General features: G+C 57.3%; 21 protein-coding genes. 6 read left to right on the forward strand and 15 right to left on the reverse strand.

All coding sequences use genetic code 11. From position 1 onward, the window contains the following. Window positions 1-195: 195 nt before the first annotated feature. The 4 genes from THTE_RS06150 to THTE_RS06165 all read left to right on the forward strand — a co-directional run bounded on the left by THTE_RS06150 (window position 196) and on the right by THTE_RS06165 (window position 4,687). Window positions 196-510 carry a hypothetical protein gene (locus tag THTE_RS06150; RefSeq protein ID WP_095414606.1) on the forward strand — a complete coding sequence of 105 codons (315 nt, stop codon included), beginning with the start codon at window positions 196-198 and terminating at the stop codon, window positions 508-510. Between the two features lie 126 nt (window positions 511-636). Beyond that, window positions 637-1,605 carry a hypothetical protein gene (locus THTE_RS06155; protein WP_157731829.1) on the forward strand — a complete coding sequence of 323 codons (969 nt, stop codon included), beginning with the start codon at window positions 637-639 and terminating at the stop codon, window positions 1,603-1,605. Between the two features lie 500 nt (window positions 1,606-2,105). Beyond that, window positions 2,106-3,683: an Hsp70 family protein gene (locus THTE_RS06160; protein WP_095414608.1), complete on the forward strand. Its 1,578-nt coding sequence runs from the start codon at window positions 2,106-2,108 to the stop codon at window positions 3,681-3,683. Between the two features lie 11 nt (window positions 3,684-3,694). Continuing rightward, complete coding sequence (locus THTE_RS06165) at window positions 3,695-4,687, forward strand: GspE/PulE/PilB domain-containing protein (RefSeq protein WP_095414609.1); 993 nt, start codon at window positions 3,695-3,697, stop codon at window positions 4,685-4,687. 174 nt (window positions 4,688-4,861) lie between these two features. Here the strand turns inward: THTE_RS06165 and THTE_RS06170 are convergent, their stop codons facing one another. The 3 genes from THTE_RS06170 to THTE_RS06180 all read right to left on the reverse strand — a co-directional run bounded on the left by THTE_RS06170 (window position 4,862) and on the right by THTE_RS06180 (window position 9,852). Then, complete coding sequence (locus tag THTE_RS06170; RefSeq protein WP_095414610.1) at window positions 4,862-6,694, reverse strand: S41 family peptidase; 1,833 nt, start codon at window positions 6,692-6,694, stop codon at window positions 4,862-4,864. Window positions 6,695-7,104: 410 nt separating this feature from the next. Then, on the reverse strand, window positions 7,105-8,127 hold the full coding sequence (locus THTE_RS06175) for a Gfo/Idh/MocA family protein (protein WP_095414611.1): 1,023 nt from the start codon (window positions 8,125-8,127) through the stop codon (window positions 7,105-7,107). A 225-nt stretch (window positions 8,128-8,352) separates the two neighbouring features. After that, window positions 8,353-9,852 (reverse strand): rhamnulokinase, encoded by a 1,500-nt coding sequence (locus THTE_RS06180; protein WP_095414612.1) that lies wholly within the window; start codon window positions 9,850-9,852, stop codon window positions 8,353-8,355. Between the two features lie 693 nt (window positions 9,853-10,545). Between THTE_RS06180 and THTE_RS06185 the strand changes: the two genes are divergently transcribed. Continuing rightward, on the forward strand, window positions 10,546-11,715 hold the full coding sequence (locus tag THTE_RS06185; protein WP_095414613.1) for an A/G-specific adenine glycosylase: 1,170 nt from the start codon (window positions 10,546-10,548) through the stop codon (window positions 11,713-11,715). A 199-nt stretch (window positions 11,716-11,914) separates the two neighbouring features. Here the strand turns inward: THTE_RS06185 and THTE_RS06195 are convergent, their stop codons facing one another. Then, window positions 11,915-12,253, reverse strand: a complete 339-nt coding sequence (locus THTE_RS06195) for a HesB/IscA family protein (RefSeq protein ID WP_095414615.1) — start codon at window positions 12,251-12,253, stop codon at window positions 11,915-11,917. Between the two features lie 365 nt (window positions 12,254-12,618). Between THTE_RS06195 and ygfZ the strand changes: the two genes are divergently transcribed. Then, window positions 12,619-13,695, forward strand: a complete 1,077-nt coding sequence (gene ygfZ / locus THTE_RS06200; RefSeq protein ID WP_157731831.1) for a CAF17-like 4Fe-4S cluster assembly/insertion protein YgfZ — start codon at window positions 12,619-12,621, stop codon at window positions 13,693-13,695. A 156-nt stretch (window positions 13,696-13,851) separates the two neighbouring features. On the opposite strand, the gene THTE_RS06205 is transcribed toward ygfZ, so the two are convergent. From THTE_RS06205 to rfbD, 11 genes are all read right to left on the reverse strand, one after another. Further along, on the reverse strand, window positions 13,852-14,778 hold the full coding sequence (locus THTE_RS06205; protein WP_095414617.1) for an HDOD domain-containing protein: 927 nt from the start codon (window positions 14,776-14,778) through the stop codon (window positions 13,852-13,854). Between the two features lie 182 nt (window positions 14,779-14,960). Further along, window positions 14,961-15,890, reverse strand: a complete 930-nt coding sequence (locus THTE_RS06210; protein ID WP_095414618.1) for a DUF1559 family PulG-like putative transporter — start codon at window positions 15,888-15,890, stop codon at window positions 14,961-14,963. Between the two features lie 66 nt (window positions 15,891-15,956). Then, window positions 15,957-17,138, reverse strand: coding sequence for a DUF1559 family PulG-like putative transporter (locus THTE_RS06215; RefSeq protein WP_157731833.1), 1,182 nt, complete (start codon window positions 17,136-17,138; stop codon window positions 15,957-15,959). 155 nt (window positions 17,139-17,293) lie between these two features. Next, a complete protein-coding gene (locus THTE_RS06220) occupies window positions 17,294-17,749 on the reverse strand; it encodes a hypothetical protein (RefSeq protein ID WP_095414620.1) in 456 nt (151 codons plus the stop codon). Continuing rightward, window positions 17,746-18,345: a PulJ/GspJ family protein gene (locus THTE_RS06225; RefSeq protein ID WP_095414621.1), complete on the reverse strand. Its 600-nt coding sequence runs from the start codon at window positions 18,343-18,345 to the stop codon at window positions 17,746-17,748. Before THTE_RS06225 ends, THTE_RS06220 begins: the two co-directional genes overlap by 4 nt. Beyond that, window positions 18,342-18,869, reverse strand: coding sequence for a hypothetical protein (locus THTE_RS06230; RefSeq protein ID WP_157731835.1), 528 nt, complete (start codon window positions 18,867-18,869; stop codon window positions 18,342-18,344). Before THTE_RS06230 ends, THTE_RS06225 begins: the two co-directional genes overlap by 4 nt. Before the next feature lie 51 nt (window positions 18,870-18,920). Then, complete coding sequence (locus tag THTE_RS06235) at window positions 18,921-20,204, reverse strand: type II secretion system F family protein (RefSeq protein ID WP_095414623.1); 1,284 nt, start codon at window positions 20,202-20,204, stop codon at window positions 18,921-18,923. A 27-nt stretch (window positions 20,205-20,231) separates the two neighbouring features. Beyond that, window positions 20,232-21,314 (reverse strand): type II secretion system F family protein, encoded by a 1,083-nt coding sequence (locus THTE_RS06240; protein WP_168175797.1) that lies wholly within the window; start codon window positions 21,312-21,314, stop codon window positions 20,232-20,234. 70 nt (window positions 21,315-21,384) lie between these two features. Then, entirely contained in the window at window positions 21,385-21,630 is a 246-nt protein-coding gene (locus THTE_RS06245) for a hypothetical protein (protein ID WP_095414625.1), read from the reverse strand. Between the two features lie 124 nt (window positions 21,631-21,754). After that, complete coding sequence (locus THTE_RS06250; protein ID WP_168175798.1) at window positions 21,755-22,843, reverse strand: type II secretion system F family protein; 1,089 nt, start codon at window positions 22,841-22,843, stop codon at window positions 21,755-21,757. Window positions 22,844-23,088: 245 nt separating this feature from the next. Then, a complete protein-coding gene (rfbD, locus tag THTE_RS06255) occupies window positions 23,089-23,967 on the reverse strand; it encodes a dTDP-4-dehydrorhamnose reductase (RefSeq protein WP_157731837.1) in 879 nt (292 codons plus the stop codon). Window positions 23,968-24,025 lie beyond the last annotated feature (58 nt).

The following is a 24,025-nucleotide window of genomic DNA, read 5'->3' on the forward strand; positions in this document are numbered from 1 at the left end:
ATTTCGCAGGTTTATATCCACCCCCTAAATAAGGGGGAGGATGCCGACGCCTACAGGCAGTTCCGAAGAGCAGCGCTGTCGCTGGTCAAATGAATCGTGAACGATTATCATAAAAATTAGTGCGAATTGCCGGGATCTGCCGCCAGCGGCAGCCCCTCACAAGTCGGATCTGTCGTTTTCTAACAGGTGACCGCAATGGCTCGGAAGATCTTGGACCGGAAAGCCCTCCGTCAGCAGGCGGAGGCGGCAGAGGCGGCTTCCCAGGAGGCGAATTCAAAAGCGAAGTCTTCTCGGAAAAGTCGTCCAAAAGTCAAAAAGGTCGTCAAGCGTATTGCCTTGTGGGGAGTATTCAGCCAGGCCCTCGTCGAAGTGCAAACATTCGATTATGCTCATCGGGAAGACGCCGAACGTGTGGCAAGGGAGCTCTCCGAAAGCAAGAAAATCCCCCACTTTGTTCAGCTCGTCAAACGGGAAGTTGAAGTAGAGATGCCGGTGGAGGACGAGGCGTGACTGGCGGCGGGTGACTCCGTCCTTAAAATGTTGTCCGGGCCGGAGCCTTCCAGTCGGCTGGCATTTCAGTGAGGCCGTACCGGCAGACTTCTCGGCATGGTTGTTTGGTACCGAGAGGGCGAAAGGATGGCATTGCATAATTCCAACCTGCGCCGGGTGCGAATAGGTGTGTCCTTTGTGGTGATCGGGGCACTTGTCCTATCGGAGGGATGTGGAAAATCAGGGGCCCCCAGTGACGGAGGATCGCCATCCGTGGCCCGACTGGACGCCGGCGAGCTTCCCAGTCTCGGTGATCCACTTCCGCCGCTTGATGAAGGCCGCCTGGAGATCAGTCCTCCGCGGGATTGGGTGGTGTCACCGCGGTCTAGCCGGTACATCGTCCGATTCCAGGCAGGGGAAGGGAATCCTTACCCCACCGTGATCGTAACAGCCCAGGATTGCCCGCAGTTCAAAAACATCGATGCCGGCAATGTGGGTGCGTTTGCCAAATTCGTGGCTTCGGAGCTTGCTTCCGCGGGTGTCAAGACCACCGTGAAGACGGGGCAAATTGGTCAGCTTATCGGAGTCATGTACACCCGGCGGGCAAAGGTAAAAGACGCCCTCGGCGGGATCGTGGATCGGGTCTTCTTTGATACGGTGGTGGCGGGCCGTCGATACCAGTTTGAGCTTCGCTCTCCGCCGGAAACCGTGGGATTGGCCGAGCCTTATCTATTGGCCATTGTGCGGGGGACGAAAATAACTGGGGTGGGAGAACTGGAGGAAACGCTCGCCTCCGAGGAAAATGCTTCCAAGCCGGAAGCGAAAACGGCTCCCGCGCCCGCCTCGAAAGCACCGCAGAAACCGGAAAAAGAAACCGCTGCGTCTCAAAAGCCGGAAAAACCGGCTCCACAGGCGAAAACGCCAGAGCAAAAGCCAGAACAACCTGCCACGGCGGAAAAGTCCAGCCCAGCAAGCCGCCCAGAGGAGACCACGGCACAGCAGACTAAACCGGCTTCCCCGGCTCAACCGGAGCAGTCTCAGCCCGAGGACGGCGGAAAGAAAAAGGGCAAGTCGGCAGAGGACCTGCTCAAAGAAGTGGACAAGCTGCTTCAGTGAGGCCGATCTGGGATGCCGGATGAGTCACATGGAGCGAACGGTCTCACCCATTCCCACTTCTTTGAAGGATTTGTCGGAGCCTGAAGGCATGGGGTGCGGCAGGGGCAATTCATGAATTGTCCCTTCGTTTTGCGGGAATTGAACCTGGCAGATACAAATCGGTCCGTGAGTTGGGTTGTGCAAGGTCGCAATGTGGACCTAACACGTAGGTCCCTCCGAGGTGATTTTGACTGCCGCCGAAAGTCTCCACCAGGTTCAGGTTCCTTCCCGACGGCAGAGGAAAAGTGGGGATAACTCAGGCGAACGGGATATCGACAGACGCCTCTGGTTGAATCACAATGATAGACAAGCCGCGCTGGGGTCCAAATTGGTAGAACAGCACGGCGGGAGGTGCCCGGCATTCGGAGGACGGTACCTTGGGTTTGGGGGCATGGAGTGCCGAAGGTGCATAGTCACGTTACAGGTGTCTCCTCAATTGTGTTTGGTGGGAAAGGCCAGCGATGCATTTCGAACCTGGGCATACGGTCGGCATTGATTTGGGAACAACGTTCTCCGCAATCGCTATTCTGGATGACGAAGGACGCCCGCGAGTCATTCCCAACGATGACGGAGAAATCGAAACGGCCAGCGTCATTCTGCTGGCAGAGAGTGGCCACGTGATCGTCGGGCCCAACAGAATGCGGGCGGCTATGGAAGATCCGCAAAACGTCATTGAGCGGATCAAGCGATACATGGGCATGCCCGACTATCGCCGTACCTTCGACGGGCGCGAAATCTCTCCCGAATTTATTTCAGCCCTGATTCTCAAAAAGTTACGGCAGGACGCAGAAAAGCAGATCGGAAAGATCGGCAACGCGGTTATCACCGTACCGTATTACTTCAACGATGCGCGGCGCAAAGCCACCCAGGACGCGGGGCGGATCGCCGGGCTCAATGTGATCGACATTATGAATGAGCCGACTGCCGCCACGCTGACATACGCCTATAAAGAAGGTATTCTCGGGAACCCGGAAGTTCGGGTTGACAAACCCCGGAAGGTTCTCGTGTACGACCTGGGTGGTGGGACGTTCGACGTGACCGTCGTGGAATACACCCCCACCCAGTTCCGGGTCCTGGCGACCGACGGTGATGTGCAGCTCGGTGGCGTGGACTGGAATGACCGTCTCCTCGACTATGTGGCGGACACGTTCAAGCAGCGGCACGGCATCGATCCGCGGGAATCACCCCAAATGATTCAGATCCTGCGGAACGACTGCGACCTGGCCAAGATTGAGCTCTCGGAAAAGACTGAGACGGTGATCCATTGCCGGTATGAAGGTCGTGCCATCGACGTGCCAATCACCCGCGAATTGTTCGATCAGCTAACGGCTGACCTGCTGCAAAGAACAGCTGACACAACGCTCCTCGTCCTAGAGGAAGCCCGCGTACGGCCTGAGGAGCTGGAAGCGATTGTGCTGGTGGGTGGCTCCACATTGATGCCGCAGGTGCCCGCCATGATCCGCCGGATTCTCAATCGCGAACCGTATCGCGGCATCTCGCCGCACACGGCGGTAGCCGAGGGCGCAGCGATCCACGCGGCAATTCTCGAAGCCAAATACCGCGGGGAGCAGAGCGTGCTTGCGGAAAGAATCCGTCGACGGCTGCAACTGGTGCAGCAGGAGAACGTCAACTCGCATGGGCTGGGGATTGTGGCCCTCGACCCGAAGACGGGGAAAACGATCAACCATGTGATGATCCCTCGTAACAGCCGGATTCCGATCGAAGTCCGCAGAATCTTCAAAACCACCAAAGATAACCAGGAACGGATCACGGTGCAGGTTTTGGAGGGAGACGCACCGGATCCCTTCGCGTGTTCGCTCCTCGGAAAGTGCCGCATTACCGACCTGCCCCCCAATTTGCCGAAGGGCTCGCCGGTCGAGGTGACCTATGCGTTCAGTGCTCAGGGACGCGTCATCGTGACGGCACGCGACAAGACCAGCGGGCGTGAAGCACGCATTGAGATTGAACGGCGGGGAGTGCTCGCTGAAGAGGAAGTTGACGCCCTCAAGCGTCTGGCTGACGAATACAAAGTCGATTAGGAAGTCCGGGTATGGCAAAGAAGCCGATCGACGTTTATCGCGACTGGTTGGGGATTGAGGAAACCCAGCGCCCGCTCAATTACTATCAGCTTCTCAAACTTCCCCTCTTTGAAGACGACGTCAACAAGATCCGGGAGCAGTACCGGAAACTGAACGCATATGTCCGCAAGTATGCGACGGGCGACTATGCTTTTGAGTCCCAGCAGCTTCTCAATGAACTGGCAAAGGCCATGCTGTGCCTCACCGACGCCCAGCGAAAGCGCGAATACGACGCGATGCTGGGGCGAAAGGATTTTGGTGAGGGCGTGCGGCGCACCGTTGAGGAGATTCTCCTCGCCAACAAGGCGATCACACCCGAGGCTCTGGAGCGGGCGAGGCGCTTTGCCCAGGCGGTAGGGCTGCCCATCCATGACGCCATCATCCAGCAAAAGCTGGTGCCGCCGGATGTGGTGATGCAGGCCTACGCCGAATCACAGGGTTTACCCTTTGTTGATCTTCAGGAAACGGCGATCGACATGGCCCTTCTGGACAAGATGCCTGCCGCGCTCGCCCGCCAGTATTCTTGCCTGCCCGTCATGGTGGACGACAATCAGTTGCTGGTGGCGTCACCTTTTCCGCTCAATCCCGATGTGGAGGAGACACTTCGTCACCTGTACGGTTTGCCTGTGCGGAGCGTGATCACCACGCCAATCGGCATCAACGCGGCGATCACACGGTACATGTCTGGCAGGGGTGACGGGCGGGGCCAAAAGGCTGCCGCCGCTCCACAAAAAGCAGCCGCCACACAAAAAACTTTCGCCCCGCGTTCCCCGGAACGTTTTCGTCAGGACCTCCAGTATGCCATTGTGGCATTTAACCTGACAGTCATTATCCTTATGCTCGCACAGTTCATGCTAAGGACTGTCTATGACTGGTCCACTCTCTTTGGGATGATCATTTTGGCGGTGATCGGAGGACTCATCGTGGGAGCAGGGACGTTCGTGTATCTTTCCCGGCGGCCATAGCCAATTGCTCTGTCATTAATGAAACTCCGCTTCCCAGCGAGCATTTTTCCGGGAGGTCCTCATTTAGGCCAAAGCCTGCCGATTATCACTGGCCAGGTGGAAAAAAGGCTGCTGCGGGTATTCATGCCCAGTTAGAAGACCGTGCACTGACCATCTGCTACTTACTGATCGGCCTTAGCGCGTCGCGCCGTCTCGCTGGGCGAGGATCTGTTGGGCAGCCTGAAGGCCAGCCTCGAGAATTGGATCTCGCGAGGTTGACAGCAATGCCGGCGAGCCTGCGTCCCCAGAAACCGAGAACGGATTGCCATCTGTGTTTGATCCTGAATCCGAGGGCGACCGGGCGACAAGAGGTCGTGCTGCGACCTGGACCCGAATATCCGGGATGACGCCGCGTCCCGCGTAGGGTTGGCCTCGCGGGGAGAAGAATCGCGCGGTCGTCAGCCGCAGGCCAGCGCCGGTGATGGCCAGTGGAAAGATCCCCTGGATCGATCCCTTTCCGTAACTGGGGGTGCCCACAATCGTGCCCCGGCCCTGGTCCTGGAGGGCACCAGCAAAGATCTCCGCAGCGCTTGCACTTTCATGATCGATGAGAACCACCAGGGGCAGGGCACATTTACGAGCTTCTTGCGCGGTGTAAACGAGGTTTTCCTGAGAGTTTCGACCCTGTGTCGAGACGATGGTTCCGCCGGTCAAAAACAGATCCGCCGTTTCCACAGCCGCTCCCAAAAGCCCCCCGGGATTGCCCCGCAGGTCGATGATGAGCGAACGCACGCCCTGAGCTTCCAGAAGACTGAGGGCCGTTTCCACATCGTGGGCTGTGGTTCGCTGAAAGCTGAGCAGTCGAAAATATCCGATTTTTGCCCGCTCATCCAGAATCCGCACGTCGGCCACGCTAGGGACTTCAACCCGCGTGCGGACTACAGAAAGCGTTCTTAGCTGGCCTGCGCGGTCCGCGATTTCCAGCGACACACTTGTTCCTTCCGGTCCTTTCAGCAGCTCTGCCGCGCGATCTGGAGATATATCTCGCACGTTCTGTCCGTCCACGGCCATAATTCGGTCCCCGGGTCGGATCCCCGACTTCTCTGCGGGACTTCCCGCAATGACCCGCAGAACGATGAGGGCATCTTCCTGAGGACGCAACTCAACCCCGAGACCTACAAAATTACCCTCGATCTGGGAGTAAAGGTCGGACAGTTGGGCGGGAGTCAAAAAGGCAGAATAAGGATCCAGGGAGTTCACCGCTCCGCATATCATCTCCATAACGGCCGCACTGGCCGGCAGCCCAACCTTTTCGTGCAGCCACTGTGCCAAACGGTTAACAGCGTCCAGAGCCGTCGTCCGAGACTGCACGCGAATTTGCGGAACGACAAACTCCAGATCGCGCCCGGCGCTGGCTGCCGCCTCTGAAGACAAGCTGATTTGATAGGCGGCGAGAAACTTGGGCTCGTTTAACGCGAGAGCCAAACCATGGACACCCTGACTGTAAAGTTCATTCCAATGGGGTGAGTCCACATAATGGGCCTGGATTTTAACGAGCACCTCGTCATACAGTTGGAGTGCATCTCGGGCCGAAAGATTGCGAACGGTTGTGAGAAACGTGCTATCGGCATACCGACGGATGAGGTCATAATGGAGTCGCGCTTCGTGGAAGCGTGTTTGCAGCTCCGGATGGCCCGGGAAGCGACGGATGGCTTCTTCATAAAGGCTCAGCGCCTCGCCCCAGCGGGATTGCCGCTCGAGGGACTGCCCCTGCTCCAAAACCGCTTTCAGTTCTTCCAATTCGTTTGCTGAGAGCGAAAGTTGGTCAGAAGACGGAGCATTGTTGAGCTTGCCGCCATCTGGAGCGGCCAGTCCGAAACTCATCGAAAGGAGCGAGATGCCAATGACGACTATGCAGACGGCAACTCTCAACAGCGCGATTCGCCACCGATTCGGGCAACGATGACGAACCGTGCCGGAGATCGTATGGATGGATTCGACGGATGAGTCCGGGCCTGCGTGCTCCATGCGTCCTGTCCTCACAGTGCTCCCTCGCCGAGTTCCTGCGGACGCCCACCTGCCAAAAGCAGGCAAAAGCAATTGTTGTGAATTCTTTACGTGGCGATCTTCCCAGAGCAATTCCTGCCTGGCAGCGTCAAATGACGCGCCGCCAAGCCCACATTACTCTGTTCGGATGAGTATAGCTCAGGCATCGACTCCGGGCAAAAACCCCAGCGGTGTTTTTCCCCGATTTGTCCGTTAAAACCGGCAACCTCACGAGACGGACACGCCGAACCTGATCATGGCAGAAAAGTTGACGATAAAACATGCCATGCCACAGGAAGCGGCAGCGCCAGATTGGTAAAATTTCGCTGCATCCCCAGGGAAGATGGGGAATTTGATAAGGCAAGACCGCTATTACTCGACGGACCAGTCGCTCAAACTTTAACGGCACGCCGCCGCTTGACAGATTCAATCTCCCGGTGGGCCAGGACAAGGGCATCCCGCGCCAGACGGCCATCGAGGAACGTGGAAGTTTCTCCGCTTTTGATGCAGCGGATCACTTCGGTGAGTTCCGCGGCGAAGTCATCGACAGGATCGCGGGCAGGAAGTTTCGGCCGCTTCACTTTTCCATCTTCGGTGAGGATTGTCACCGGCATATTCATCCACGAGTCGAAAACGAGCGTTGCTTTTTCCAGATGGATCTCGTAGCCGTTGGTGAACGGCCGACCCTGCTGCATGATCACCCCACTGGTTGCCGTGACCACGAGACGGGGGTCATCATAGAGGAACTGTGTACTGAAATACTCGGGGACTTCTCCCCGCATGCGTCCCACGCTTTGCACGGCCTTCGGCATGCCGAACAAAAGTCGGATGAAATGAGCGTCATGGATGTGAAGATCAATGGCAGGGCCACCACAAACGTTCGGATCGTAGAAGTCTTTCAGCCACAGGGGATCGGAGATAACCCGGTTGAAGTGGCCCCCCAGGCACGCTCCGTACTTTCCGCTAGTGACAGCCTCGTAGGCGAAGCGATAAGCTGCGAAGAAAGGGAGCACATGGCCGATCAGGAGCAATTTGCCCCGTTTTTCCGCCGTTTTGACCATCTTGTCGGCCGCTGGAACCGTAAGCGCAATAGGCTTTTCACAGAACACGTGTTTACCGGCTTCCAGCGCTGCGATGGTCGCCTCGGGATGGAGGGCCGGTGGCAGGCAGATATCCACCACATCCACATTCGGATCTTTAAGAAGCTCCGAGATTTCGGAATACTTGGCGACGCCTCTCAGGTCCATCTTCCGGCCGGGCGGTCCGAAATTCCCTTTGATGGATCGCCAGTCTCCAGCCAGTCGTTCCGGTATCTTCTCACAGATCGCCGTGACTTTGGCACCCTTGATCTTCTGATAAGCCAGATAGTGGATCATTCCCATGAAGCCGATGCCCACGATCCCAACGCGAACCATCTCGTCCTCCTTCGTCAATGAGTGTTCTTCTACAACTCACCAGAACAGGTTTGCGTGTACGCCAGGGCTATTGCAGCCAGGTTTTGCCGATGCCGATATGTTTAGGTGGTGTTCCGCGAACCTGCCGATTCACTCGCCTGGGCCAAGTCCGGGTTTGTGCGCAGCCATTGTAAAAACATCCGGTCTGCGCCGCTGCCGGGGACCATTATCCGAATCGTGAATGAATCACACATCTGCCTCCAGGATCTGGAGGAACCGCGGAAATGCCTCATCCCATGCTGCCGTGTTTTGGGGTGAATACTCATCCAGCGGAAAGCTTTGCCGGATGATTTCGCGGGCTTCGGAAATGCTGCCCACCTCTCCGGCAGCCACGGCCTGCATCATGATGTTTCCCAGCGCGGTCGCTTCCACTGGACCCGCCAGGACCGGGCGACCGCAGGCATCCGCTGCAGCCTGACACAACAGGCGATTCTTGGTTCCCCCGCCGACAATGTGAATGACCTCGATCCGTCGGCCAATGAGTTCTTCACACATTCCCAACACATGCCGGAATTTCATGGCGATGCTATCGAGAGCACATCGCAACACGGCCCCCTCTGTTGACGGCACCGACTGGCCTGTGCGACGTGTGAACTCACGAATGGCTTCTGGCATGTCGGTGGGGGCCAAAAACATGGGATGATCGGGATTAATGAAACTGACCAACCCCGGCGACTCGGCCGTCAACCGATTGAGATCTTCCCAATCCCAACTCCGGCCTCCCTGATTCCAGATCCGCCGACATTCCTGAACCAACCACAGGCCGGTGATGTTCTTGAGAAGCCGGATCGTGCCTCCCACGCCGCCCTCGTTGGTGAAATTGAGGGCCAACGACTTTTCCGTGATGACGGGCTGCTTGACCTCGACTCCCATCAGGGCCCACGTCCCCAGGCTGATGTAACACCAGTTTGGCCAATCCTCGCAAGGCTCTCGTGCTGGTACGGCCATGACGGCACTCGCGGTGTCGTGCGTGCCCGGCAACACCACCTGCGTCTGGGTGAGACCCGTCTCGGCCGCCACACTTGGCCGGAGCGGGCCCAGGACTGTTCCCGGCTGCACGATCGGACCCAGGATGTGCGTGGGCAGTCCGAATCGCTCAAGCAACTCGGTCGCCCATCGGCGCTCCACGGGATTGAAAAATTGGGTGGTGGTGGCGTCGGTAAACTCGTTGCATTTTTCGCCGGTTAACATCCAGTGAAAGAGGTCCGGCATCATGAGAAGCCGGTCCGCGATTTCGAGGAGCGGGGAACCAGCGAATTTCATGGCCAGCAGTTGATAGAGCGTGTTCAACTGCATGAATTGGAGCCCCGTTTGCCGGAAGATTTCCTCTCGCGGCACGATTTGAAAGGCCTTTTCCATCATGCCGTCGGTGCGGTGGTCTCGATAGTGGTAAGGGTTGCCCAGCAGTTCGTCGTTGCGGTCAAGCAGCCCGAAATCAACCCCCCACGTGTCCACTCCCACGCTTGCCACAGTCGTATTGACGCGGGACCCGGCCGCATAGAGTCCATTGCGGATATGCGTCCACTGGCCCAGCACATCCCAGTAGAGCCGATTTCCCACTTCCACCGGCCCATTTTGGAATCTGTAAACTTCCTCCAGCTTTACCCGACGGCCATCAAAAAGGCCCACCACATGGCGCCCGCTGGATGCCCCCATGTCAATGGCGAGAAAGGCTTTGTCGGACATGGTCGATCACCTGTCTCTGGGGAGTTCTCTCCGAAACCTCGTCCGTCCCTTGCGGGGTCATTGAATTGCCTGATGACGTGAAACACAAGCCGTTCTAACCGGCCAAGGATTCTCGTCATGTCCGCACAAAATGGCCACCGGTGCTCGTACTTTGTGACCGGTGGTCCTCCCCACCTCCCCAAACTCGGTCCGTAGGGTCGCAGAACGGTACTTCCACGCGTCTCGGTGCCGTTAACTTGGACACCGACATACAGCCCCGCGTGGAGTATTGATGCGTTATCTTGCACCCTGTCAACGGGAAATAGTGGCCGGAAATTCATGTCACGTCAAGCCCCTGCAAGATGAGAAATCTTCTCCAGCTCTGTTTTCTGCGTCTGGATGAGTGTCCTGTGGGGCACGATCGCAATGTTTTCTGTTCGACCGGGTAGAATGAAACTCGATAGAAGCGCGACGCGCTCTGGACGGGGTTGGTCGGAACAAATCCTGGCAGCTCTCAGAACTCGTGCTCTCGACAAATACCAATCCGAAACACCGTACACCACCGGCCAGCCGCTCGGCGGCTTTGTCCAGACGTTGGCCGGAGCAGAGCGGTCCCGCTGTACCCACCACGTGTGGATTTCTGAAGGCCACACTGACGGTAATCGCACGGATCATTGAGCGGCTCAGGCCTCGAAAGCTGTGAATTTTGTTTCTATGAAAACAAAAAATCATCGCTCGGCACATCCCGAAAAGATGGCGGATTCGCCGGTGGATCAGCAGCTCGTAACGCTGGCGCGTGAGGAACTCCTTCGCTGGTTCCGTGGCCACGCCCGGGACTTTCCCTGGCGACGAACCCGAGATCCCTATGCGATCTGGGTAAGCGAGATCATGCTTCAGCAAACCACAACCCAGGTAGTGGAACCGTATTTCCGGCGCTTTCTGGAGCGATTTCCCACGCTGGAAAGTCTGGCGTCAGCCGACGAAAGCGATGTGCTCAAAATCTGGGAAGGCCTGGGATACTACCGCCGCGCTCAAAATCTCCATAAAACAGCCCGCATCCTCCGAACAGAGTTTGGCGGGCAATTTCCTCGAGATCCTGCGGTCCTAATGCGGTTGCCAGGGATTGGCCGGTACACGGCGGGAGCCATCCTTTCTCTCGCGTTCAACCAGTGCGTTCCGATCCTGGAAGCCAACACGCGGAGACTCTTTCGCCGGTGGCTGGGCGGATTCAACGATGGAACGCCGCTTTCGGATCGAGTTCTCTGGCAGGTGGCCGAAATGTTCCTCGCCCCCCGCCGGGCGCGCAGGATTAACCTGGCGCTCATGGATGTAGGAAGCGTTATCTGCCTCCCGAAAGCACCGCTGTGTGAGCAGTGCCCACTCCAGTCAACCTGCCAAACTTTTCAGAATCGCCTACCGGTAGAGCAAAGCTCCCAAAAGAGGCAGTCGTACACGCTTCGCCATGAAGTGGCATTTGTTGTGGTTTGGAAGCAGCGACTTCTCGTACAGCGGCGCTCGGAAGGACGCTGGGCGGGATTGTGGGAGTTTCCCAGGATTCTATTGCAGGAGGGCGGTTGTGACGTACCAACACCTGAGCAGATCGCCCTGCCAGAACTCGTGCGGCAGACCGGGCTCTTCGCAGGCCTTGAGCCGCTCAGCGGTCATCACTTTGCACGGCTCCGCCACCAGGTGACGCGCTTTCGTATTGTCTTGGACGGCTTTCTTATTCGGGTTTCTGGAAAGGCTAAACCGCACCACTCGGATGGACAGTCGGAGCTAGCCTGGATGACGCTCGACGCCCTCGAGGGACTACCCATGCCCGCACCCATCCGCCGAATGCTTCGCCCTCTAAGGAGTGCGCTCGGTAGTAACTGTTTCGATTGAGTCATGGGTTTATTCGGAAAAGGATGAACCCGACCGCGATCGATCGCCGGACCGGGGACAACCCACATTGTGCTGCAACAAAAATGGCGCAGGTCAACTTTGAGGCGACCCGCGCCAAATTGGGCCCATTTCCGATCAAGTTATTGGTCGGAATTCAAGCTTTGGGAGCGTCCGCTTTCGCGAGGTGAGGACTGTCCGCTCACGAGATGGAGAACGAGGTCCCGCAACCGCAGGTGCGGACCGCCAGGGGATTGTGGAACACAAATCCCCGCTGAAGTATGCCGTTTTGATAATCGATGGTTGTCCCGGCTAGGAACTGAAGGCTTTTCTTGTCCACCACGACTTTGACGCCGTGAGACTCACAAATCACGTCGTTCGCCGCATCCGGATTGGTCTCAAAATCCAATCTGTACTCAAACCCGCTACAGCCCCCACCGACCACGGAAACGCGGAGGGCTGTATCAGCCGCAAGTTGATTTTCCGCCAAAAGCCGCTTGACCTCTTGAGCAGCCGATTCAGTTAGGAACACTTGACTCATTTCTCACTCCTCTTTGGAACCACACACTTCATCCAGACCTTATCGCCAGTTTATCAATCCAAGTCAGCGATCATTTGTGACCGATTGATAAAGCCCACTATCAAGCCGGGTACTGGGTGGGAGCACAACCCAGCTCGGCGGGCACTTTTTACGGCCTGAAAGATGGCTCAGTGAATCTTCGTCATTGACAATCCTAGACCCCGACCAAAAAATGTCAATTGCCACATATCAAAATGTGTTAATCGTCCGGTTCCCACGGCGACATACACCTTATGTGGGGGATGGTAAAACTCTGTAGTGGTGCTTCTCGTGGTGAGGATAGACGATCGGGTACCGGTGCGCGTTTTGGTGTTAAGAGACCCGCGATGACCAGCGACGATTTCAGGCAACATGTGGAGACAATTATTCGGGCTATTCGGGATCTGCCTGCATGTCTGGCTGTTGAACACTGGCACCAGGCGGAGGTTGTCGTTTCCGGGCCCGACGCCGACGATTTTCTCCACCGGGTATCCACGGCGCCGCTCCGCGGGCTGACGACGGGAGTCGGCCGACGCATGCTCTTCCTGGATGCCAAAGGACATGTGAAGGCCGCCGCAACAGGATGGAAGCGTGCGGAAGGATGGGCCTTGGAGACCGAGCTCGGCCAGGCGGAAAACCTTGTTGAGCATCTTGAATGGTTTCACATCCGGGAACGCCTGGAAATCCGAAATACCTCGCAAAATTCGCGGAAAATTCTCTTATTGGGCAAGGAGGCCGAAAGCACAGTTCGTGGCATCACAAAGTCACAGCCGGAATTTGCTGTGAATTCTGCTGGACTTGCGGAAACACGGATCGATCTGGATTTCTTGACCGAACAGGATCAACAAACAAATTCAACGCTCGGAACCCGGGAGCTACAGAACCACGCCGCGGCCTGGGCGAGGCGTTTTGACCATCCTTTACTGCCCACTTTGGAACTTGTCTGTCCGGCGTCGCAGGAAAAGCATGTGTGGTCTCGGCTGCGAACTACCGCCCAGGTTGTGTCCCAGGATGCATGCGAGTGGTTGCGGGTTCTCTTCGGCATGTGGAGTTATGGTCGAGATGTGACCGAGGAACGCTTGGGCCCTGAAGTGACCGATGATGAGCGTGTCATTGGGCTTAGCAAGGGTTGTTATCCAGGACAGGAAGTGGTGGCCCGAATTGTTTCCCGGGGGCATGTCAACTGGCGACTTCGGGGCCTGAGCCTTCCCGCGGGCCCTAAGCTGGCACCTGGTTCGGAAATTCTTGTGGACGGCAAGAGGGCGGGATGGTTGACTTCCGTGGCCAATGTACCAGGGACTCACTTGGCCGTGGGATTGGGGTATATTCGCCGGGAATTCGATATCCTGGGCAAAATGTTGCTTACCGACGCTGGACCCGTTGGAGTGCATCCTCTCCCTTTTCGGCTGGAAAGCCCAGGATGATCCATCAGTTGCTGGTTTTTACCACGGGAATGTTGTCGCGGTCGGTTTTACGTCGTTCTCGGTGAGCCGGCCCAGATTGTCCGAAACAACAAAAATCAGCAGGCGTCTTGTTCAACGCTTTTACCAGAGGGGCGCCCTTGTTTGGGGCGCGAGCAGTTAGGCGTCTGCGGCGGCCTTCTCTTCGCTGACTTTGCCCTGGTAAACTTCGAGCAGAGATCGGCCGGGGATTGTGATGCGCAAAAGCGGGGCAATTTCAGCGTAGGCCTGGTCCACTGTTGCCAGAACCTCTTCGGGTTCTGGAAAGCCCTGTCGGAAGAGTTTGCGATACCCGGCTTCGAAGAGCGGTTTCTCGTGCCACACTGCGTCACTGACTGGGGGCAGGGCTGCCGACAGCGCCACGATGGCGCAACCCAGGTCGGTCTCGTTGGGGCGGAAAGTCATCACATCCATGAGATGGTTCTCGATCAATTCGACGAAACGCTCGGGAAGATTCCATCGCCGTCCGACCCACCCTGCCGCCTGAGCGTGATTCCATCCGCAGCAGGCCATCTCAACCGTGGAAAGCCGTCTCTGACCCTGCTTGCGAGCGGTCAACAGACGCGTATAAAGGTCGGGATCCTCTTTGGCCAGCAACGGCACCGCCATATCCTGGAGAAGTGCCGCCGCGAAGAGTTCCTCAGCGTCCTTAAGCTGACAGAGGTTGCCCATTTGTCGAGCAAACAGGGCACGGCGGAGAGAATCCTGCCACAGCGTTCGCAGATCGAAAGGCCCGCACTTGGGACTGGGCATCAGGCTGAAGACAGCCGACCAGAGTACGAAGTTCTTGATCGTCTTGACGCCGACCAGCGTGATCGCTAGCCGAACGCTGGAAATCTCGCGGGAGAAACCGAAGTAGGACGAATTGACAAACCGCAGCACCTGACCGGTCAGGCCGGGATCAGTCTCGATCGGAATGGCGTATTCCACCGGGCCAGCATCCGGGTCCTGAGAAACCTGCAACATATGGATGGCACTCTGGGGAAGAGCCGGTAAATTGGCATTGGCAAGAATTTTTTCAAAAGATTTTGCGGTTGCCAGCGTCATTCTAGCCTCCTACTGCCGCACTTCCGACGGGATGGTGCGCGTGCGACCATTGCGCGAGTTGTCAACCTCGCGCTGGCGAATCTCCCATTCCTCTAAGAAAAGTTAGGCCATAAACACGACAGAAGCAAAACGAATTTCGGATTCTTCGGCCGCCGGAAACCACGGCAAAAACGCACTCCGTACTACGGCTCGAACATTTCTGGCAGGGCACCGTCGGCACGGTGGGCCAGTTGCCGCCATACCCGCGGATCCACATTCAGCCCGATGGGTTTGACGCTTTGCATCCCCATGAGGACTTGGATGACCGCGGGGTGCATCGTCGAGAATCCGCCCACAAAAAGGGGAGAGGGCTTTTCCGTGGAGGGGACAGCATTGTTCGCCGCCTTTTCCGCCGCTTGTTGAGGACGTTCCGCCTCCGCGCCCGGTTTTTTCTCCGGAGGACTGGAGACTGTCGATCTTGCGCCCCAGACACTTGGCGGACTACCGGTGTTCCGAAGCGTTGCCCGCGTACCGGAGGCCCATCCCAGATCGTCCGGATCAACTCCTTTTTCCGACACAAACAGTGTGTAGGTCACTCCGTCGGGAAAATCGTCTTCTTTCAGCCAGCGATTGAGTACGAGAGCTCCCTGCGTGTTGGAATCGATGGGGGCCTCCTCATGATGGTAACACCCCGCATAGTTGGACGGCGCCCATTTGGCTGCGGCGGCCTGTGTCCGGGGAAAAGATGGACAAACGACCGGACTCAACGTGGTGGTTCGGACGGCGTCGTTCCTGGGATCGTGAACGCTCTTCGATAGGTCCAGCTTTCGATAGTAGACCTCTGCATCGAGGTAGGGGAGCAGCGGACAGACCCAACCGATATGCCGGCCCACGGGTTCGTTGCGAATCGGCGAGGTGTCGTTGACAACACCAGCGGGAAAACATTCGTAGCCGGCGTAGTAGCGGGACAATGCCAATCCGATTTGAGACAGATTCTGCGAGCACTGGGCTCGGCGAGCCGTTTCTCGGGAGGCCTGGATGGCGGGCAGGCCGAGTGCGACGAGTATCCCAATGATGGCAATCACCACGAGAAGTTCGATAAGTGTGAACCCACGACCATTTTTTCGCTGCATGATCTGTCTCCTGTATTTTCTCGGTCGCCCTCACATCCCAATCTGTTCGTCGGGCATGTCGGTCATTTAACGCAGCGCATCGTCGGTGCCTTCGCCGTCGCTGCGATGCGCCAGACTCCTAAGAACTTTTTGCTCGATGTCAAATCGCAATTTTCTTGCGGATAAATCTCCGAACAGGAAATTGACGCCGCCAGGGTGTGCAGACCCGAAGCCCCCGATAATTGGGCCGCCTTCGGGAAGGGAACCCAGGATTTCCAGGAGTGCCTGTTTGACTGCGGGGGTGGTCGCCGGTCCCTCAGGGATGCGGGCCAAAACGTCTGGAGGCACCCCCCAAACGCCCCGATCATCCCGACACGAGGTCCAGAACCGGTGTACGTCTTCCCGTTCCGGGTTCTGGATGATTCGAATGATCTCTTCTGTACTGACAGCGTGAGAGTCGTGAGGGGGAGGAGTGCCATGAGAAAACTTCTCCAGGGGCAGTCCCGCATTGCGAAGTGTCGCTCGGGTTCCGCTCAGCCAACCCCATTCAAGCCCGAAGGGCAGTTTTTCGCCGAGAAAGATCGTATGACTCAATCCGTCAGTGATCTCATCGGGTGGTAAAAACCGATTGCGGATAAAAACCCCATGATCGTTCTCGTCGATGGGTTTGTCTTCCTCGCCGTGACATCCTGCGTAGCTGGGACTGGCGCCGCTTGTGTAGCGCAATGATGGACAGCGAAGTATCCAATCGCAATGTTCCTCAGTAGCCAGCATTTCGAGATTGGGAGGGTCGTAAACACTCAGATCGGCCCGTATCAGTCGGGCAGGAACAGGGTCAATCCAGGGCACCACGGCGATCAGCCAATTATGGTGATAACCGATCGGCACATTGCGAACAGGACCACCCGGTTCCACCACCCCAGCGGGAAACCGGCCGTGAAAGGTTTCGTAATTTCGGATCGCCAGTCCCAGCTGAAGCAAATGGTGCTGACACCGGGTGTTGAGGGCGATTTCCCGACAGGCCTGGATCGCTGGCAAGAGCAGACTGATGAGAGTGCCGATGATCAGAACCACACACCACAGCTCGATTTGGGTTATACCCCGCTGCTCGTGAGGGCTAGCACGATCTATCCATCTCGCCGCACGTGCTTCGGCTGTCAGCTCGAAGGTGTCAAGAGCTTCACCGGAAACCCCGCAGAACCGTGCTCTGCCGTCATATTCGCCATCCCTGCGCGGGGAATCTCTCGCCACGTCATCTTCAGGGAACAAGAACGTTTTCCCTGCCGAACAAGACGAGCCGCTCGCAGTATTCAAATTAGTCCGCATCATTTCAATCTCGTCCCAGGACAATCGGGGAAATTTACATAACCAATTTACATGACCACAGGATGCTCCACTGGGATTCGAAATCAGCCGATCTTCTGTCAGGGAAGCGTCAACCGCCGAGTTTCGCTCACCACGAGTTTCTGGTTGAGAAACAGCTTGACCTTCAGTACAAGAGATCGCGATTTGCCTCCGTCGTGCTTCACGGTCGTGCGGACCACTCCCCGGAGCCCGCCAGGCAGCTCATTCTCGGGTATCTCCCAAGTTTCACCCTGGTAGGCAGCATTTTCGCGGATGGTGGAAACAGCACGGTCGATCGCCGATGCTACCAACCAGTCGGCCTGGATGAGAAATCGCTCTTGCTGTGCATCGCGTACCCGCAACCACAACTGGTGGGCGAGGGTTGCCGCAAGCGTCGAAACGACGACCAGACACACAAGGATTCCCAGTGCCGCGATCCCCCGACCCCAGCGTGTCTGGCGAGACGTCTCCGCCGTTTGACGGTAATCCGGATATTGGCGAAAAATGCCGGAAGGTACTGAAACGAACGTGTTCATTGCTGTCCTTCCCCTTTCTGGGTTGTTGGTGCGGGCTCGGTGGAATCATGAAACACGGTTGCTGGGTTGAGCTGGTCCCGACCGACATACGCCAGGATCTGCCAGGTGCGGCGGGATCCACGCTCCTGGCCGGTGACCGGATCGGCTGCGCCGAGCTCTAACGTGAGGACAGCACGTGTGTGGGTGCCGTCACTCTCCTGACGGAGACCCACCCGGTAGCGTGGATCGAGAGGAAATCCCTCTCTGGTCACCACGCCGCCATCTCTGACCCGCTCCCGCAAAATTCCCCCGTGAACCCGGTAGCGCACAATTTCCTGGCGAGGGAGACGCAGCTCACAGATCAGTTCGTCCTTATCCGCGAGTGAGACCGTCTTTTCTGGTTTTGGGATGATCACACCTTCGGCCTGATGTACGTCTTTGCGAAAAACGAGGCTCAGTCGCCCCAGCGTCCGTTCACCTTCGACTTGACGGGAAGTCACGGACGAGAGTCCCATGACGACACCCGTCAGGGCGACAGCCATCGCCAAGAGCACGATCGAAATGACAGACACGAGCGTCATCTCGAGTAAAGTAAAACCTCGGCGCGTTTTCATCATTCACCTCTATCGTTGGCCACCCGTTGAACGTTTGTATCTTGGACAAGTTGCCTTGTGGGGCCACTGGGGCGTGAAGATTGTGATGCCGGTGGAGCGCCGACGGTGGGAAACCGGTATGCCACCAGCGAGACACTTCCTGGCAATTTTCCCTCACCATTAGGCCATTCGACAGTCACAACCAGGCGTCGCCCCTTGCCCGCAGCGAAAACCTCCTGCCGCACCACTGCCGATTCCAGAACCGATTGGCCGGCGGGAGAACACGGGCGGACTTCTTTTTTGCCCACAGACAACTCGTCCCACGGCTTTGCGAAAAGCGTTTCCATGACATTGGCAGCCTCCTGAAGGGCCCATGCTCGCTTTCGTTCTTCCCTCCGCAATCGCACGGTGGAAACGATCAGTTCGCCGCAAATACCGGTCAGGACGGCCAGCAGGGTTACGGCGACGACAAGCTCGACGGCCGTCGTGCCAGAGCGTCTTCTCTTACCCGGTGAACGGACGATACGCTGCGGCTCAGTCTGTTGCATGATCGAAAAATCCCGAAGCATGCGAGCTATTTCTGGCACGGTTGTCACATTTCACAGGAGGTTGTAGGCAATTTGAACCAGGAAAACAAAGCATCCCAAGTAAACTGCGCCGACCAAGAGCGCCATGATGGCCACAATTATGAGATAGCCATAAATGCCCCACCACCGCAGTCGAGCTGCCGCTCGGTCGCGATACCACGCCGCGAGGGTTTCCAGAGCCTCCGGGAGATTGCCCATCGACTCGGCGGCTCTGATCACTTCCGCGTCCGTAAGGCTGATGAGCCGCCAGCGGAGCAGGGCCTCGGCGAGATCGTCGCCTCGTCGGATCGCGTTGTGAACTCCCCGCAACCGCCAGCAAATACCCAGCGGCACCCTCGCCGTGATCCCTTCCCAGAATCGTGGCGCAAATGCATGGATCAATGCTTCCAGAATCGCGGGGCAGGTTTTTTGGGCACGTGTTCCGAGAGCCAGCCCTTGCAGGATCAGACTCCGGACCCGCGAAGAACACCCGGTCAACGGGAAAAAGTCGCGCAGAATGTTAAGTCCCCCCGTCCAGTACAGTCCGATCAAAATGATGACAAGAAGCGGCAAACCCAAGGGGAACAACAGGGAGTTTGGCACCGTCTTGGCCACGAACGCCATAATCGACAAAACGGGATGGGTCGTAATCAACTCCCCAAGGCCGAAGTCCTCGGCGATGAACACAAACATCCTCATAACTCGCCCCAGGATGAAGAGAGCACCAAACAGCGCAACAGTCGCCACGAGGACCAGCCCAAATCGTCCATAGAAAAGTTCTTCTGCGTCGCTGAGCTCCAGTTCGTTCTCATCGGCAGTGTCAATCGCATTGTTCCAGGCACCGGTGAGGGCTCCCAGATGCACCGCAATACGATCCCTCAGTTTCAGGCGGAGTGTGCGAATCGCTTTTTCCACTGGCTGCCCAGCTGCCAGGGATCGCAGCAAACTTGGGTGTGGATCGAGTGCTCCCCGGTCTTTTAGATATGCAGACAAGGTGGGAAGCAAAGGAAGATTATTTCTGACAGCCGACGAAAAAGTAAGCCAGAATGATCGGGAGGTGCCGGTGTACATGAGACTGATAGCGACAAAAAGGACGACTATTCCCAACGGCCCAAACAGAACCAGACCTGCCGCGGCGAGCACAATCACTGCAGCCAGCCGAACCGCCAGGATCCAGGGTGCAGTATCCCGGAAAAAGTCCTTCCCTTTGGGACGGGTCCACCAGAGGCACAAAAGCGCGATCAAGATCCCCGCCAGTCCACCGACAAGTGGCAGGAGGACGTTCTCAATAACCCGCAGATACACCTCAGGTATCATTGGCGGCCCTTGCTTTGTATCTTGCGCTTACCAGGTAAATGTGGCCAAGCAGGATTGCACCGCAACAAACCAGGCAAAAAGGGGCATCAGTGCCGGAATAAGTCCCAATAGCATGATGCCTGTGAGATTTCTTTCTAAAACTGCCCGCAGGGAACTGACCTGGCGATCAAACAGCGAGCAGAGAGCGCGAAAGCGTTCCTCCAGCGGGATAGTCTGGGAAGAATCCGCGAGAAACGCCAGGAACGTGGCCGACATCCACGGGCACTTCGCCATCGCTTCGCCGAGTGGAATCCCCTCTTCTGTACGGCGGCTCGCTTCCTCCAGGGCCTTCTTCAACTTGGGCCATCGCGAAACCCTGGCGGCTGCGGATAAAGCGGCAGGCATCCGCACTCCCTGATCAAGCAACGCTGCCATCACTCCGGCAAGATAGCTCAGCGCTGCCGTCCTGTAGTACGTGCCTACCAAGGGCATCCTGTAGATCCAACTGGCGGAGGAAAGCCTGGTAGGCCCCAGTGCAATGATCAGCAAGACGGCCGTGGCTAACACTAAGATGACCAGAAAAAGAAGTGACGCCAGCCACCAGACCGATACCTGAACGACAATTTCAGCGGAAGAGGTAGAGGAACAATCCGGCGCTGAAACCGACCAGATATCAGGATAATTTGCCAAATTAATGAGTGAAAACCCCGACGTCAACCACTGAGAGAGCAAAATGGGTAACCCCGCCATGATCACGAGGCCACACAGGATCGGATATCCCAGCACCGCGCGAAGATCAAAAAGTGATTCCTGATAATGACTTCTTAGCTTAAGCAGTCTTGACAGCGCTTCGCCTGGTTGGGGACAGAGTGTGCCGGCCTCGAGAATGGCCCGCAATTCGCGGGACTGTGCGTTCGAAATGCGCCGCAGGCCATCTTGCAGCGACATGCCCCGGGAAATGAGTCTGGCGAGCTGGCGGAAGGCTGACTTTGTGGCTCGATCGGGGCAGTCCTCAGCCAGGGCCTCCAGAGCATTGGGCAGGGGAAGACCGGACCGTACACTCTGAGAGATGACGTCTGCCAGTCTTTCCCAATCTACCGGACTGCCGTCAAAGCGTGCTCCAGGACACATGTTCTCTCCCATAACCGTCTCTGTTCGTCCGTTGCGAGCTTTTAAACGGTGCGCGCGGTTGTTGTCCCGATCAGTCTTCCTGACTGTCCATTGAGCCGGGGCCAGAGAAATCGGCCCATTCCTCACTCCCCCGTGCCATGCGGTTCCAGGGCGAATCAGGGGCCTCCAAAATGCCCAAAATCTTCTCCCGACCGCATTCCTCGCAATACTCTGCCGCTAATGCCCTCTGCTGTTCACTGAGGCAATACGCCGGCTTGGTCCACCAGTCCTCTTCGATCACGTCCTTACAGGAACGACAGCGTCGCGCGGGGCTCATACGGCAACTCCTGAATTTTGGCCAAATCCGTGTGTCTTACTGTTGACGGACCTCTCTACCACTCTACCGACCAAGATGCTTCAGCAAGTACCTGCTCGGTCTGGCCGTGAGGGGAGCCGCCATGTTACGGCCGGAATTCCGCCATTTTGAGAAGCAATGACCACCACGGCCAGCCGAAAATGAAAATGATCCCAAGAACAATGATCACGCTCGGAATAATGATGGCCAAAGGGACTGTGACCGTGCGAAACACCTGCATGCGGCGCTGACAACGATTACCCCATTGCTCAGCCAGACTTTTCAGAGAGTCCGCCAGCCGTGGGGATGTGATCCCGTGCACAATTGTCAATCGCACGCCAGCAGGAATTCTGCTGTAGTCCTTGGCCAGTGCCGCCGACCAATTCTGAGCACCAATCGCGTCCGCCAGCCGGTTTGCCTCTTCTCGCCAGGTCCGATCACCCAGGATGGTGCCCGCCAGTCGGACGGCTTCATCTACCGGCACACCATGCTGTATTCCCAGAGACAGGAGATCCGTGAACACCGCGACCTGCTCGCTCCGGACGATCCCCCGGACCCCCGGGAACCATCCCAGCCGCCAGACAAAGTAATCCGGCATCAAAATGCGGGTCCGATGAATCAAGAGTGTCCAAAAAAGAAACAGCGCGAGGGGAACAAGTGCCCCCGCCAGGACCCAGTAAGGCAGGCCGGCACGCAGCGCCTCGAGCAAGCGGAGCAGGCCTGACCCATCAGCCCCCCAGTCACGCATGCTCTCCAAAAGGACGGGGAAGATGAATGCGAGGAATCCCGCAAGCAGTCCTAGAGCCGCGAGAAAAACAACGAGCGGGTAGACCAGGGAGGCAACCAATTGATTGCGGATGGCGATTGCCCGCTCTCCAAATCGGCCAATGTCCGCCAGAATCGCCCCGGTCTGGGCAGACCTGTTTCCCAACCGAAGCACCGCGCCGTAAACCGGTGCCAAATCTTTTTCGACCCGCTGAAGGGCTTCCTCCAGGGGGATGCCTTGGCGGAGGGCCTCACTGATTTGCTGGACGGTTTTTCGCCAGCGGCGGCTGCCACCCACATTCCAACGTGCCAGAAAACCTTCCAGGGGCAGCCCCAGCTTCACCAGGGACGCAATCTGCCTGTGCAGAGTGAGAAACTCAGTGGCTGAAAGCGAACTTCCGCGCGAAGAGGATGAATGCGGCTGCGACACGGACAAGGCTCCTTCGTGGCAAGAGAAAGCTCAAAGCCACTCGGAGTATAGCCCCACTCCCTCTGCGATGTCAATCAGCCGCCAGTTTTGAAATCATCGGCCTGGGAATCTGACGTCCTGTCAGTGTTGCACGATGCCACACTGGCCAAGTAAGGCCAATTGATTAGAAGAGCACCACTTTGTGCTCCGAGATAGCGAGTTGGTACTCGACTGCAAGGGAGTCGCGGTCTGGCACTTTCCAGACGCTACCCCGCGACTTTGTTTCTTGGGTAAAGTTTTTCTCTTTCCTGAAGGTACTCGGCAAGAGCGTCTTTCCAGTGTGGTAACGGTGGTGCGTCAACGAATCGTTGATATTTCGAGGTGTCCAGCACGCTGAAGCGAGGACGGGGCGCTTTTGCGCCATATTCCTCAGTGGTTATTGGCGAGATTTCGACATCCCAGTTGAGTAGCCGAAAAATCTCGCACGCAAAGCGATACCAGGTGGTGAAACCATCGTTGACAATGTGAAACGTTCCAAACATGGATGTCCCGAGCAAGTAGCGAATCGCCCGCGCCACATGCACCACGTAGCTGGGAGTACAGAACTGATCATCAACCACCCGCAGAGACTTGCCCGAGCGGCCCAGGCGAATCATGGTCTCTACAAAATTGCCTGGGGAATTGGCCCCCAAACGACCGTACAGGCCGCACGTCCGCACGATGTAGTGCTTCTCCCAGGCGAGGACTTTCAACTCCCCCTCGTATTTGCTTGTTGCATAGACTCCCTGCGGGGAAGCGGGATCCTCTTCGCGGAACGGTTCCGTCCGAAATGGCTCTCCACCAAACACGTAGTCGGTGCTGACGTAGAGCAGCGGACAGTTCAGCTCCCTGGCCAGTTCAGCCAGCACGCCGGTGGCGGTGGCGTTGATCGCGAAGCATCTGTCGGGCTCCTCTTCGGCCTTGTCCACGGCGGTGTAGGCAGCCGCATGGACAATGGCGTGGGGACGGAGTTCTCGGAGAGTTCTTCTCACCCCGTCGAAGTCAAGGAGATCGAATTCTGGCAGGTCCAGTCCGACGGCCTCCGACCCCCACTGGCGACAGAGTTCTCCCCCCAACTGGCCTTTGGCACCGGTTACGGCAATCACGGCGCTCCTCCAACCCGGGTCAAATAAAAGGTCAAATCTCTCTCGTCCGGCTTTTGAT

It is taken from the genome of Thermogutta terrifontis, assembly GCF_002277955.1.
Classification (GTDB): Bacteria; Planctomycetota; Planctomycetia; order Pirellulales; family Thermoguttaceae; genus Thermogutta; species Thermogutta terrifontis.